We start from the raw sequence: 13,110 nt of genomic DNA, 5'->3' as shown, positions 1-13,110 counted from the left end.
TTCAGAAAGGGGAATGAAATGAATCTCACAGTCATTCGTACGTTCATGGCCGCTTTGACCATCGGCCTCGGCCTGCTCTCGGCACCCATCGCGGCTTCGGCCGACGACAATCCATCCGCTGTCATCGAACAGATCCGCGCCAGCGGCGTGCTGAAAGTGCCGGTCATGACCGGCGAGGAGCCCGGCTACATCAAGGACCCGGCCACCGGCCAGTGGAGCGGCTTCTACTTTGAATTCCTCGGCGAGATCGCGACCCAGCTCGGCGTCAAGCTCGAGCCTGTCGAGACGACCTGGGGCAACCTGGCCGCCGACTTCCAGTCCAACAAGATCGACATCGCCATCGGCGTCAATCCGAACCCGAAGCGCGGTCTCGTCGTCGACTATCTGTGGGAGCCGCTGTTCACCGATGCGTGGGCCGTGCTGACGCCTCCCGGCAAGCCGGTCAAGACCTGGGCCGAACTCAACTCGCCCGACAAGACCGTCGTCGTCCAGAAGGGCAGCACCATGCAGGTCGTCGCCGAAGCCTTGCTGCCCAAGGCGAAAATCACGCCGGTGGAAGATCGCGGCCTGGCGCTGATGGAACTCCAGGCTGGCCGCGCCGATGGCGTCGTCTTCTCCATCTTCGACGCTTTGCAGATCACCAACCAGAAGATCGGCAATGTGTCGCTTCCCGAGCCGATCCTGCGCAATCCGGCAACGCTTGCCGTGGCGCGCAAGCCCGGCAATGCCGGCTTCATCAACTTCCTGACCAACTGGATCCTGCAGGAGCGTTCGCTCGGCCTCGCCCAGGGCAAGCTTGCCCGCTCGTGGGAAGCCCGTGGCATCGATCTGTCGATCCTTCCGGCAGGCTTCAGCTTCTGATCGTAAACAGCCTGATCGCCGCGCAGCGCGGCGGTCAGGCCACCACTGGACGTGCATCGAACCAGTGAGGACGCTATGTTCGACTATACAGTCATAACCAACAATATCGGGCTGCTCTGGCAGGGCCTCCTGATGACGATCTACTTCACCGTGATCACGATCGGTGCGGGCATGCTGATCGGCCTGTTCATCGGGCTTATCCAGCTGAGCACGTTTAAGCCGCTGGTCATCCTCGGCCAGATCTATGTTGAGTTCTTCCGCAACATTCCGCTGCTCGTCACGCTGTTGTGGGTCTACTACGCTTTCCCGATCTTCGCCGGCATCAATGTCACCAAATTCTGGGCCGGCTTCATCGGGCTCAGCTGCTACGTCGGCTCCTTCTACGCCGAAATCCTTCGCGCCGGCGTCCAGTCGGTCGATCCCGGCCAGACGGATGCGGCGACCGCCATCGGCATGTCCTATGGCCAGCGCATGCGCCGCATCATCCTGCCGCAGGCCTTTCGAAAGATGATCCCGCCGCTCGCCGGTCAGTCGATCATCCAGATGAAGAACACGACGCTGCTGTCGATGATAACGGTCCCCGACCTTCTTTATCAGGCCAGCTACATCAGCAGTTTCACCTATCGGCCGATGGAAGTTTACACCGCCGTTGGCGTCATCTTCCTGATTATCCTGGTTCCGCTGACGCTGCTGTCCCGGAAACTCGAAAAGAGCGGGGCCAGCGTAAAATGAGCATTACCCAATCGAATGCCCCCGCGCCGGAGAAGAGCAACAAGCCGGTGCTGCGGCTGGATCGCATCTGCCTGAAGTTCGGCGACAAGCGCGTGCTGAACGGCATCGACCTCTCGGTCGTCGAAGGCGAGGTGGTCGTGCTGATCGGCGCCAGCGGATCGGGCAAGACATCGCTGCTGCGCTGCATCAACCTGCTGAACACGCCGACCAGCGGCAGCATCGTCATCGGCGACGAGGTTCTGTTCCAGAAGGAGACTGACGGCAAGGGCCGTTCCCAGATACCCAACCAGGAAGTCAACCGGATACGCTCGAAGACCGGCATGGTGTTCCAGCAGTTCAACCTCTTCCCGCACATGACGGCGCTCGAGAACGTCATGGAAGGCCCGGTGATCGTCAAGAAGGAACCGAAGGAGCAGGCGCGTCAAACGGCGCTGAAGCTTCTCGATGTCATGGGGCTGGCGCAGCATGTGGAGAAATATCCACGCCAGCTTTCCGGCGGCCAGCAGCAACGCGTCGCGATCGCCAGGGCCATGGCCATGCAGCCCAAGGTGATGCTGTTCGACGAGCCGACCTCAGCGCTCGATCCCGAACTTGTCGGCGAGGTGATGAAGGCGATGGTTGAGCTGGCCAAGAGCGGCATGACCATGGTGATCGTGACCCACGAACTGGGCTTTGCCTTCGAAGTCGCCGATCGGGTCGTATTTCTCGATCAGGGGCTGGTCGCGGAGGAAGGGCCACCGTCCAAGGTGCTGCTGCATCCCGAACATCCGCGTCTGAAGAGTTTTGTCGGACGCTTCCATGAATCGGCGGATCTGCTTCGCCCGTTCCTCGAGGCGCGTGAGGCCGAGAAGGCGTGCTGAAGGCACGCCGCTTCACGCACAACAGTCAAGTGGCCATCGTCGGCAACGGGACCGCACCAATCCATGCCGCCCCTTCGATCTGGCCGCAGAAGGAAAGATATCAATGACGCTGAGTTTCGATCCCGCCACAGTCTCCATTCCCAAGGGCCATCACATTGGGGGGCAGTATGTCGAGCTGCCGGGCACGGAGATCGAGGTTCTTCGGCCTTCCGATCTCCAGCACATGGGCATGATCGCCGATGGCGGCGAAGCCGCGGTGCATCAGTCGGTCGATGCCGCCAGGAAGGCGCTGGCGCAGAGCCGCTGGGCGAAGATTGCGCCGCGCGATCGCGCCGCCGTGCTGTTGCGCTTCGCGGCATTGATCGAACAGAACGCCACCTATCTCGGACAGCTGGAGGCGATGGGGTCGAGCCGGCTGATTTCGATGACGATTGCCCGCGACGCGGTGCGCACCGCCGGTGTCGTGCGCTACTACGCCGAGTTCTGCGACAAGATCGAAGGCACGGTCACCTCGACCGAGTCGAACGCGCTCAGCATCGTCAAGCATGAGCCTTACGGTATCGTCGGCGCGATCGTTCCCTGGAATTTCCCGATGATCACCGCCGCCTGGAAATTCGCCCCGGCGCTGGCCGCCGGCAACGCCGTGGTCATGAAGACCTCGGAACTGACCCCGCACAGCCTTCTCGCCTTGGCTGAGCTTGCCACCAAGGCCGGCATTCCCGCCGGCCTGTTCAATGTCGTCAACGGCTATGGCCACACGACCGGGGCGGCGATCGTGCGCCATCCCGATATCCTGAAAATCTCGTTTACCGGCTCGACGCAGACAGGGGCGGCGATCATGACGCTGGCCGCCCAGTCCGGCATCAAGCCCGTCACCCTCGAACTCGGCGGCAAAAGCCCGCAGCTGGTGCTGGCCGATGCTGGCGATATCGATGTCGTGGCCGGCCGCGTCGCTGCTGCCTTCATGGACAATGCCGGTCAGGTCTGCACGGCGGGCTCGCGGCTGATCGTCGAGGACAAGATCGCGGACCAACTCGTCGAGCGCGTCATCGCCCGGACCAAGGCGATCAAGGCGGGACCGACCTGGGACGAGACGACGACCTTCGCACCGATCATCAGCCGCAAGCAGCTTGAGCGCATCGATACGATGGTCCGTGGCAGCATCAATGAGGGCGCCTCGGTGGTCACCGGCGCGACAGTGCTCGAAGGCCGCAACGACGGCAGCTTCTATGCGCCGACGATCCTGGAAAACGTCTCCGACGACAATATCGGTTTCAAGGAAGAGTTCTTTGGTCCGGTGCTGACCGTGCGCACCTTTGCCGACCTCGAGCAAGGCCTCGCCCAGGCGGCGCACCCAGTCTACGGGCTTGCCGCCAGTGTCCACACCACGGACCTGAAGAAGGCGCTCAAGGCCGCGGATTCGATCGAGGCCGGCATGGTCTGGATCAACCAGCACGGGCGCGGCCCGGAGTTCACCTATCCGGCTGGCGGCTACAAGGGGTCCGGCTTTGGCAAGGACATGGGCCGTGCCGGTATCGAGGCGTTCCTGCGCCAAAAGGCCATCTGGGCCAACTACGCCTGAAGCGAGCGCACGCCTATGCAATTCGACTACATCATCGTTGGCGGCGGCTCGGCCGGAGCCGTGCTTGCCAACCGTCTTTCGGAAAACGGCACCAGGCAGGTCGCGCTTTTCGAAGCCGGGCCCGACACGCCTCCGGACGATGTCCCGGAGGTGATCGCGGACAGCTATCCCGGCCTTTCCTATTTCGACCCGAAATACCACTGGACGGAGCTGCGTGTCTTCAACCGTTCGCCGAAGCAGAACGCGCAAGTGGTCAAGACCGCCAAGCTCGAGCAAGCCAAGGTGATGGGCGGCGGCTCCAGCATCAACGGCCAGTTCGCGGTGCGTGGCCTGCCGCATGACTATGACGAGTGGCAGGCGCTCGGCCTCACCGGATGGGGATGGGACGGCATGCTGCCCTATCTCAAGAAGCTTGAGCGCGACCTCGACTTCGACGGCGACCTCCACAACAAGACCGGCCGGATTCCCATCCGCCGGGTCTTTCCGCAGGACTGGGCCGGCTTCACCAAGTCGGTCCTCAAGGCAACGGAAGGCGAGTACCCCTATCGGCCGGACTACAATGGCAGTTTCGAGGACGGCTCGTTCCCGCTTCCCTTGTCGAACGAGAACGACCGCCGGGTGTCGACGGCCATCGGCTATCTCGACAGCGAGGCGCGCGCCCGCAAGAACCTGCACATCTTCGCCAACGCCTTCGTCGAGAAGCTGGTGACCAAGGGGACGCGCATCACCGGCGTCGAGGTCACCATCGATGGCCAGACGAAGACCTACAGCGCCGGCGAGACAATCGTATCAGCCGGCGCGTTGCATTCACCGGCCATCCTGCTGCGCGCCGGCATCGGTCCGGCGGCGCAGTTGAAGCGGCTGGGCATCGAGGTCATTGCCGATCGCCCCGGCGTCGGCGAGAACCTGACCGATCATCCACATCTGGCGGTCGGCGCCCATTTCAAGAAATCGGCGCGCCTGAAGCCCGGCCAGCGGCGCCACATCTTTCTCGGCGTCAGATACTCCTCGAATTATGCCGACTGCCATCCAGGCGACATGCTGTTGATGCCCGTCAACCGCGCCGGCTGGCATCCGCTCGGAAAGGCGATGGGCGCCCTCAATGTCTGCGTCAACAAATCCTATTCGCGCGGCACCGTCACCCTGAAGACAGCGGCCCAGACCGACGAGCCGATCGTTGACCTGAATCTGGCCTCCGACGGCCGCGACCTCATGCGCCTGGTCGACGGCTTCAAGCGCATTTGCCGGATCATGGACACGCCTGACGTCCAGCAGCATGTGAACACCTGGTTCCTGGCCGGCTACAGCGACGAGGCCCGCGCGCTCAGCGTCCGCAAGCCGTGGAACTGGGTCAAGACGGCATCCGCCGCCTATCTCTTCGACTACGCGCCGTTGTTTCGCGAAACCTTGCTCAGGCGCAAGTTCGGCACCACCGACCGCATCCGCAAGATGCTCGGCAACGAAGATCTGATCGCCGATTGGGCCAAGCAATCCGTCTGGTCCGGCTGGCATGTCTCCGGCACCTGCAAGATGGGCAGTGACAACGATCCGCTGGCGGTGCTCGACGCCGAGTGCCGCGTGCGCGGTGTGCAAGGGCTGCGGGTCGTAGACGCGTCAATCATGCCGACGATCATCGCCGCCAACACCAACATCACCACGATCGCCATCGCTGAAAAAGCGGCGGACCTGATTTTGCATTCCCGATAATAGAAAAGGACATCAAGGCTATGCGCAAGAACAAGGTGAAGGACATCTGGGCCGCCGGCGGCGAAGTGGTGACGGGCTGGCTCGGCATTCCCTCGTCGATCTCGGCGGAACTGATGGCCCAGCAGGGCTGGGACGCGCTGACCATCGATCTCCAGCATGGTGCGACAGACTATGTCGACGCGGTGCCGATGCTGCAGGCGATCTCGACCACGGACACGACGCCGCTGGTGCGCGTGCCGTGGAACGATCCGGCGATCATCGGCAAGGTGCTCGATGCCGGCGCCTATGGCGTGATCTGCCCGATGGTCAACACCGCCGAGGAAGCGGACGCCTTCGTCAAGGCATGCCGCTATTTCCCCAAGGGCGGCCGCAGCGTCGGTCCGCTGCGCGCCTCGCTCTATGCCGGCGCGGACTATTTCCAGCACGCCAACGACACCATCATCACCATGGCGATGATCGAGAGCGAGCAGGCGGTCAAGAATCTCGAGGACATCCTGAAGACGCCCAATCTCGACGCCATCTTCGTCGGCCCGTCGGACCTCGCGGTGACCATGGGCGAGGCGCCTGGTTTCGATCCGCGCTATCCGGCGGTCTACGAGGCAATCGAATACATCGCTGCCAAATGCAAGGAAGCCGGTGTCATTCCGGGCATCCATTGCGGCTCGGTCGCCTATGGCGTCGACATGCGCAGGATGGGCTATCGCTTCATGGCCTACCTCTCCGACTTCCGCATGCTGCAGCAGATGGTGTCACGTTCGTTGCCGGCCTTCCGCGCCGGCACGCCGAGCGCGATCGCACCCTGATCGACATAATCCGGATCGATTGTCATGACATCGACAAGCACGGCGCGCGGCAAGGTGACGGTCATCGGCGCCGGCATCATCGGCATCTGCACCGCGAACTACCTGCTTGAGCAGGGTTTTGCCGTCGAGGTGGTCGATCCTGCTCTGCCGGGCTCGGAGGAACAGTGCTCCTTCGGCAACGCCGGCGGCATCTGTCCGGGATCCTGCATCCCGAACTCGATGCCGGGCGTGCTCGGCAACGTGCCGAAATGGCTGATGGATCCGGAAGGACCATTGATCGTGCGGCTGGCCTATCTGCCGCACGCATTGCCCTGGCTGCTGCGCTTCCTGGCCGCCAGCCGCAAATCCCGCGTCGGGGAGATATCGGCCGCGATGCGCTCGCTGCATCGCTATACATTCGAGTGCTACGAGCCATTGATCAAGGCTGCCGGCTGCGAGGATCTTTTGCAGAAACGCGGACAGCTTTTCGTCCACGAGACGGCGGACGGGCCGTCCAAGGGTGCCTATGGCCTGGGGCTTCGGCGCGAGCATGGCGTCAAGGTGGACATCCTCGATGCCGACGAAATCCGGCAGCTCGAACCGGCTTTGGCGCCGATCTTCAAGAGCGCTGTCTATCTGCCCGAACAAGGGCAATGCCCCAATCCCGGCCGTCTCGTTGCAAAGCTCGCCGAACATGCGGCGCGTCAGGGCGCCCGCTTCATCAGGGCAAAAGTGCTCGGCTTCGACATGACCGCCAACGGTCCGTCGGCGCTGCGGCTTGAAGGCGGCGGCCGCATGCCGGTCGAGACCGTGGTGCTTTGCGCCGGCGCCTGGTCGGGCGACCTTGCCGGCAAGCTCGGCGACCGCATTCCGCTGGAGAGCGAGCGCGGCTACCACATCATGGTCAAGGGGGCCGATACGGGCCTGCGCATCCAGACCATCTCGGCCGACCGCAAGTTCGTCGCGTCGCCGATGGAGGATGGACTGCGGATCGCCGGCAATGTCGAGTTCGCCGGCCTGAAGGCACCCGCGAACATGCACCGCGCGGATGTTCTTCTCAAACAGGCGCGGCCGATGTTCAGGAAACTGGAGGTTGGCGAAGTCACCCGCTGGATGGGGCATCGTCCCGGCACGCCCGACAGCATACCGGTCATCGACCGGGCGTCGCGGGCCAAGAACGTCATCTACGCCTTCGGCCACGGCCATCAGGGGCTGATCGGCGGCGCCGTCACCGGCAAGATCGTGTCGCAGCTTGCCACCGGTTTGCCGCCAGCGATCGATCTCACGCCGTTCCGGGCGGATAGGTTCTGATTATTCAGAGCGCGCTGCTGTACCGGCAGGCCTTTCCGTTCTTGCATGGGGAAACGACGTGACCGCAAACACCAATACACAGGCTGCGGAGCCAATCGATCGGCAGCGCGCCTACACGGTGCTGATCTGCGATCTGGTCGGCCTGCGCTTCGGCCCTGACGGCAAGCCTGATCCGAGCGAAGTGCGCGCCCATATCGAAGCCAGGGGCGGCCGCTTTCACGCAACGGCGCTTGGCGACAAGGCAGGCCACGAAAAGGGGCGGGTGCATTTCTTCTACCAGCCTGACCTCAGCACTCGGGAAGAACTGATTGAAGCCGCCGGCGACGGCGGCTATGACGCCGTCATCGCCGCCGCGACCTTCCTGCCCGCCGAGACTGTCTTTCCGCTCGCCGGCGTGCGGATCGGTGCCGGCACCGGCAATATGGGCTCTCGCTCATGGGGCGGCGGCAGTGGCGAGGGCGGCACCGCGGTGCTGATGAACACGCCCGGCATCAACAGCCGCGCCACCGCGCAGATGGTGATGAAGGCGATCCTGAAAGTGCTGCCCGATCTCCCGGTCGACAGGCTTCACGAACGGGTGGCGCGCGGCGCGTTCGACACCGGCAGGGACTTGCGCGATTTTCCGACGGAAAAGCTCGAAGGCAAGACGATCGCGATCATCGGCTATGGCAATATCGGCCGCGAGGTGGCCAGGCTTGCCTGCGCCTTCGGCATGCGCGTGGTGATCCACGCACGCCCGCGACACCGGGACTGGATAGAAGCCGAGGGCTTTGCCTATGCGGCAGACCTTGGTGACGCGGCTGAAGGCGCCGATGTGCTGAGTGTCCATGTAGGGTTGGGCAAGCAGGACGCGCAAAGCGGGCGCTACGCCAATGCCGGGCTCATCGGCGCGGATGTCCTGTCCCGCATGAACAAAGGCGCGGTGCTGGTCAACTACGATCGCGGCGAGCTTGTCGACGTTGCGGCTCTTGGCGATGCCCTGGATACGGGGCAGGTGCGCCATGCCGCAATCGATGCCGATCTGTTCAGGGATGCCTCGACCGGTGCTCTCTCCGGCCCGATGCTGCCTTATCTCGATCTCGTCGAAAAGCATGGCGCCAGGCTTGAACTTCTGCCGCATGCCGCGGCCGATACGGACCATCCTTCGCGTGTCGCCGGCGCCAGGCAGGCCGTCGATCAGATCTTCGACGCCATCTGCCGCAAAACGGTGACCAATGCCAAAGGCACCGTTCCGGAAGGGTATCTTTCCCTGGGGGTGACCACACCTCCTGGCATCGGACCGGTGACGGCACGCGACCTCGGGAAATTGACCGCCGACGAGTGCGCCGAATTGGCTGGTCTGTGTGAACGGCAAGCCCAGTTGTGGAAGGCTCTTTCAATCGCGCTGCCAGAGCAGCGCGGCAAGATCATCGCCGAACAAGGCGTGGAGCTCGTCCGGTTGGCAAATCGCTTTTGCACGTTGGCTGAGAACCTGAACTTCAGAGGCCCGTATCAATAGGATCAAGCCGCCCGGAGGTGGATATATGCCAGGGGAGCCTCACGGCATTCTTCCCGCCGATGCCTGGGCGCTCGATCTTGCGCATCTCGAGGTTGCCGCGATCCCGACAGATGCCGTAGACACAACGACTGTGGTTGGCATTTTGAAATGGCGGAGAAGAAGCATATGCCAGAGCAGATGAAGATCATCTCCGCAGCCAAGTCGCATGGCGGCGTGCAGGGCGTCTATTCCCACGCTTCGGAGGCCTGTGCCTGCGACATGACCTTTGCCGTTTTCGTGCCGCCGCAGGCCCGTGAAACGCCTTGCCCGGTGGTGTGGTACCTCTCCGGCCTCACTTGCACCCATGCGAATGTCATGGACAAGGGCGAGTATAGGCGCATGGCCGCGGAGCTTGGCCTGATCGTCGTCTGTCCCGACACCAGTCCGCGTGGCGCCAACATTCCTGACGAGAAGGACAATTGGCAATTTGGCAGTGGCGCCGGCTTCTACGTCGATGCGACGCAGGAGCCTTATGCGAAGAACTATCGGATGTATTCCTACGTCACTCGGGAACTGCCGGCCCTGGTCGCACAGGAATTTCCGGCCGACATGACGCGCCAGGGAATCTTCGGCCACTCGATGGGTGGCCACGGCGCGCTGACGATCGCGCTGAAAAATCCCGAGCGCTTCAGAAGCTGCTCGGCGTTTGCGCCGATCGTACAGCCAGCCATCGCCGGCTGGTCGAGGCCGGCCTTCGAAAAATATCTCGGCAACGACGAGGCCTCGTGGCGGAACTACGACGCCACCTCGCTCATCGAGGATGGACATCGTTTCGCGGAATTCCTCATCGACCAGGGTACGTCTGACGGATTTCTCAACGATGGGCTGCGGCCCTGGCTGCTGGAAGCGGCCTGCGCCAAGGCCGGCATTCCGCTGACGTTGAGGATGCAGGACGGCTACGATCATTCCTATTTCTTCATTTCGACATTCATGGACGACCATCTGAAATGGCACGCCAAAAGATTGTCTGATCCAAAAGCCGGCGCATAAGGGTTTTTGCTATCCCGGCGGGATTGCCTTCCGCGACGGGCGCTGGCGAATGCAAGAGTGAAGATCCGGCCGACAGCGCATCGTATTTGCGCTGGTGTATACGGGAATACCTATAGCCATTAGAGTGGACATCGCGCGAAACAGGAGTGTCGCTTGCGAGGGTTTGCGGAAAGCGTGATGCAGGGGCCGCGGACCGTCGCCGAGCAGGTCGCGAATGTCCTGCGCGAGGCCATTGCCAACGGCAGTCTCGAGGCGGGCACTGCGCTTCGCCAGGACGATTTGGCCGAGCAGTTCGGCTTCAGCCGGATGCCGATCCGGGATGCCCTTCGTCAGTTGGAAACCGAGGGCATCGTTTCCATTCATCCGACGAAGGGCGCGCATGTCGCCAGGATGGACAGCGCCGAGATCAGCGAAATCTACGCGTTGCGCGAATTGCTCGAAAGCGAGGCGCTCCGGCTCTCGATTCCCAATCTCGCCGGCGCGAAGCTCGATGAGGCCGAACAGGTGCTCGATCAGATCGACGCGGAGCGCAATGTCGGCCGCTGGGGAGCGCTGAACCGGGCTTTCCATCTGGCTCTCTACGATGGCTGCGGCAACCATCGATTGCTCGGCCTGATCGAGGCGCACCACAATGCGGCCGATCGCTATGTCCGAATCCTGCTATCGAACCTGGACTATCGCAACCGCTCGCAGACGGAGCACCGCGACCTGCTGGCCGCCTGCCGGCGGCGCGACGGCGACGAGGCCGTGAGTATTCTCAGGCGGCATCTTCGCGAAGGCAGCGAGACGCTGGTCAACGCGACAAAGGGAAATGGCCTGTCGCGAAGATCCTAGACAATGTTGAACTGCGTCTCTGGTGTTCGGCCACCTTGCAGGTGACGAGAGCTTCAGCCCTATGCCGGCTTGCGTTCGACGATGTAGATGTGGTCGGCCGCCAGCACCACGTCGCCGCGCTGGTTGATCACCTCGCAGCGCTCGATCACCCGTCCCGAACCTGGCCGCTTGGGATCGTCTTCCTTGGCCGCGATGGTGGTGCGCGTGCGGATCGTGTCGCCGATGAACACCGGCTTGATGAAGCGCAGCCGGTCGTAGCCATAGGAAAAGGCGACGAGATTGACGACGCTTGCCGTCAGACCGATGCCGACCGAGAACACCAGCGTGCCATGGGCGATGCGCTGGCCGAACGGCGTCGTCTTCATGTACTCGCCGTCCATGTGATGCGGGAAGAAATCGCCGGTGTGGCCGGCATGGACGATGAAGTCCGTTTCGGTGATGGTGCGGCCGCTGGTGAGGCGCGAGGAGCCGATCTCGTAGTCCTCGAAATACTGGATCTGTTCCATCAGGGTCTTTCCGCGATCGGTGTCGCCGGCGCCGCGCTCGACTGATAGGCCGCCTCGACCAATGCCATCGTGCTCCAGGCATCCTCGACCGGGCTGATCAGTGTTGCGTCTTCTCCCGCCGCGAAGCGCTGGACATTGGCCATGCGGCCGACGAAGGCGTCGGGAAACCACTCGCCGGCCAAGGGCACCGCGATCCAGTCCGTCCCGCCTTTCGGATAGATTTCAAGCACGTCCGGCTCGCCGCGCGGATAATCGAGATTGAGGCCGAGCTTGAGATAGGCTGCTCCCTCGGTGCCGCAGATGCGGAACTCGCAGGCCTGGTGCCGGCGGCCGAATTTGTGGTCGTGATTGATCGACAGCGCGCAGCGCACGGTGTCGCCGTAGTCGAGAATCGCGCTGGTGCGCGTCTGCGCCACCTTATGGTTGGGGTGGCCGAGCGTCTTGGCGTGGACACCTTGCGGATCGCCGAGCAACTGCCGGATCAGGTCAAGATAATGGATCGAATGCATGGCGATCTCGACGCGCGGCGCCTTGAGCAGGAACTCCCATAGCTCCCAAGGTGTCGCCACCGCCAGCCAGGCGTCGAAGTCGACGACCTCGCCGAGCCAGCCCTTGGCGATCGCGTCCTTGAGCGCCAGCATCATCGGCGCGAAGCGCAGCTGGAAGTTCACCGCCGCGTGCAGCTTCTTGGCGCGGCAGATCTCAAGGATCGTGGTCGCCTCGGCAAGGTTGCCGCCCATCGGTTTCTGGATCAGCGCCACGGCGCCGTCGGGCAAGGATTTCAGCACATCGGCATGGCGGGATGGCGGCGTCGCGAGGTCGAAGATCGCGCCCTCGACGGCGGCGGCTTCCTCGGCGGAGCGAAAGGCGGTTACACCCCATTGATCCGCCAGCCTTGCGGCCCTGGCATGATCGGGATCGTAAAGCCCGGTGACCGGAAAGCCGGCCTTCCTGTAGGCCGGGAAATGCGCGTCGCCGACGATCGATCCGGCGCCGAAGGTGACGATCGGCCGGGGCTTCGAAGGCTTGGGCCAGGACTGAACGAGCGAGGCAGGATCGAAACCGCCTTCAGTCATGATGGAAGACCTCGTCCATCGCTGCCCACCATTCGCCATCCTTGCGCGTCGCCAGCGGCTCCTGGCAAGGCATGCAGACCGCCCACCATTCCTGCGTCCGGGGATCGGCCGCCATCTTGGCCATGTCGGCCTCGTAGTCGGTGCCATGGTATTCGAAAGTGCTGAACAGCAGGTTCTCCGGTCGTTTCAGGTAGATCGAGTAATTCCTGATGTTGCAGGCCGAGATCATGGTCAGCACGTCGGGCCAGACGGCAGCATGAAGGCGGACATACTCCTCGACCTTTTCCGGCTTCAGCCCCAGAACCATCCCCATCCGCTGCATGCCAGTCTCC

13 protein-coding genes are annotated in these 13,110 nt (G+C 63.1%); 10 read left to right on the top strand and 3 right to left on the bottom strand.

Annotated features, from left to right (window positions below; translation table 11 throughout):
* Positions 1–18 precede the first annotated feature (18 nt).
* From AC56QP_RS08245 to AC56QP_RS08200, 10 genes are all read left to right on the top strand, one after another.
* Positions 19–861: a transporter substrate-binding domain-containing protein gene (locus AC56QP_RS08245; protein WP_489860156.1), complete on the top strand. Its 843-nt coding sequence runs from the start codon at positions 19–21 to the stop codon at positions 859–861.
* 75 nt (positions 862–936) lie between these two features.
* Positions 937–1,593: an amino acid ABC transporter permease gene (locus AC56QP_RS08240; protein WP_489860157.1), complete on the top strand. Its 657-nt coding sequence runs from the start codon at positions 937–939 to the stop codon at positions 1,591–1,593.
* Positions 1,590–2,453, top strand: a complete 864-nt coding sequence (locus AC56QP_RS08235; RefSeq protein WP_489860158.1) for an amino acid ABC transporter ATP-binding protein — start codon at positions 1,590–1,592, stop codon at positions 2,451–2,453. The genes AC56QP_RS08240 and AC56QP_RS08235 overlap by 4 nt, the downstream gene beginning before the upstream one ends.
* Positions 2,454–2,556: 103 nt before the next feature.
* Positions 2,557–4,035, top strand: a complete 1,479-nt coding sequence (locus AC56QP_RS08230) for an aldehyde dehydrogenase family protein (protein WP_489860159.1) — start codon at positions 2,557–2,559, stop codon at positions 4,033–4,035.
* Positions 4,036–4,050: 15 nt separating this feature from the next.
* The gene (locus tag AC56QP_RS08225; protein ID WP_489860160.1) at positions 4,051–5,742 is read left to right on the top strand and encodes a GMC family oxidoreductase; all 1,692 of its coding nucleotides are present in this window, start codon (positions 4,051–4,053) and stop codon (positions 5,740–5,742) included.
* Positions 5,743–5,762: 20 nt separating this feature from the next.
* The gene (locus tag AC56QP_RS08220) at positions 5,763–6,545 is read left to right on the top strand and encodes an HpcH/HpaI aldolase family protein (RefSeq protein ID WP_489860161.1); all 783 of its coding nucleotides are present in this window, start codon (positions 5,763–5,765) and stop codon (positions 6,543–6,545) included.
* 24 nt (positions 6,546–6,569) lie between these two features.
* Positions 6,570–7,835, top strand: a complete 1,266-nt coding sequence (locus tag AC56QP_RS08215) for an NAD(P)/FAD-dependent oxidoreductase (protein WP_489860162.1) — start codon at positions 6,570–6,572, stop codon at positions 7,833–7,835.
* Between the two features lie 58 nt (positions 7,836–7,893).
* On the top strand, positions 7,894–9,333 hold the full coding sequence (locus AC56QP_RS08210) for an NAD(P)-dependent oxidoreductase (RefSeq protein ID WP_497100616.1): 1,440 nt from the start codon (positions 7,894–7,896) through the stop codon (positions 9,331–9,333).
* 165 nt (positions 9,334–9,498) lie between these two features.
* Complete coding sequence (fghA, locus tag AC56QP_RS08205; protein ID WP_489860163.1) at positions 9,499–10,362, top strand: S-formylglutathione hydrolase; 864 nt, start codon at positions 9,499–9,501, stop codon at positions 10,360–10,362.
* Between the two features lie 177 nt (positions 10,363–10,539).
* A complete protein-coding gene (locus tag AC56QP_RS08200; RefSeq protein ID WP_489860164.1) occupies positions 10,540–11,196 on the top strand; it encodes a GntR family transcriptional regulator in 657 nt (218 codons plus the stop codon).
* A gap of 59 nt (positions 11,197–11,255) precedes the next feature.
* On the opposite strand, the gene AC56QP_RS08195 is transcribed toward AC56QP_RS08200, so the two are convergent.
* From AC56QP_RS08195 to AC56QP_RS08185, 3 genes are read right to left on the bottom strand one after another with little or no spacing between them, the layout of a single operon-like run.
* The gene (locus AC56QP_RS08195; RefSeq protein ID WP_489863652.1) at positions 11,256–11,705 is read right to left on the bottom strand and encodes a MaoC/PaaZ C-terminal domain-containing protein; all 450 of its coding nucleotides are present in this window, start codon (positions 11,703–11,705) and stop codon (positions 11,256–11,258) included.
* Positions 11,702–12,778, bottom strand: coding sequence for a Gfo/Idh/MocA family protein (locus tag AC56QP_RS08190; protein WP_489860165.1), 1,077 nt, complete (start codon positions 12,776–12,778; stop codon positions 11,702–11,704). The genes AC56QP_RS08195 and AC56QP_RS08190 overlap by 4 nt, the downstream gene beginning before the upstream one ends.
* Positions 12,771–13,100: an L-rhamnose mutarotase gene (locus tag AC56QP_RS08185; protein WP_489860166.1), complete on the bottom strand. Its 330-nt coding sequence runs from the start codon at positions 13,098–13,100 to the stop codon at positions 12,771–12,773. Before AC56QP_RS08185 ends, AC56QP_RS08190 begins: the two co-directional genes overlap by 8 nt.
* Positions 13,101–13,110: the final 10 nt, after the last annotated feature.

It is taken from the genome of Mesorhizobium sp. RCAM 05104, from assembly GCF_059683645.1.
This window is presented reverse-complemented; position numbering and strand designations above follow the sequence as displayed.

Excerpts from the sequence above, each read along its gene's own strand:
- AC56QP_RS08190 (WP_489860165.1), bottom strand. The coding sequence starts at position 12,778 with ATGACTGAAGGCGGTTTCGATCCTGCCTCGCTCGTTCAGTCCTGGCCC.
- AC56QP_RS08240 (WP_489860157.1), top strand. The coding sequence starts at position 937 with ATGTTCGACTATACAGTCATAACCAACAATATCGGGCTGCTCTGGCAG.
- AC56QP_RS08235 (WP_489860158.1), top strand. The coding sequence starts at position 1,590 with ATGAGCATTACCCAATCGAATGCCCCCGCGCCGGAGAAGAGCAACAAG.
- AC56QP_RS08245 (WP_489860156.1), top strand. The coding sequence starts at position 19 with ATGAATCTCACAGTCATTCGTACGTTCATGGCCGCTTTGACCATCGGC.
- AC56QP_RS08220 (WP_489860161.1), top strand. The coding sequence starts at position 5,763 with ATGCGCAAGAACAAGGTGAAGGACATCTGGGCCGCCGGCGGCGAAGTG.
- fghA (WP_489860163.1), top strand. The coding sequence starts at position 9,499 with ATGCCAGAGCAGATGAAGATCATCTCCGCAGCCAAGTCGCATGGCGGC.
- AC56QP_RS08230 (WP_489860159.1), top strand. The coding sequence starts at position 2,557 with ATGACGCTGAGTTTCGATCCCGCCACAGTCTCCATTCCCAAGGGCCAT.
- AC56QP_RS08200 (WP_489860164.1), top strand. The coding sequence starts at position 10,540 with ATGCAGGGGCCGCGGACCGTCGCCGAGCAGGTCGCGAATGTCCTGCGC.
- AC56QP_RS08225 (WP_489860160.1), top strand. The coding sequence starts at position 4,051 with ATGCAATTCGACTACATCATCGTTGGCGGCGGCTCGGCCGGAGCCGTG.
- AC56QP_RS08215 (WP_489860162.1), top strand. The coding sequence starts at position 6,570 with ATGACATCGACAAGCACGGCGCGCGGCAAGGTGACGGTCATCGGCGCC.
- AC56QP_RS08185 (WP_489860166.1), bottom strand. The coding sequence starts at position 13,100 with ATGCAGCGGATGGGGATGGTTCTGGGGCTGAAGCCGGAAAAGGTCGAG.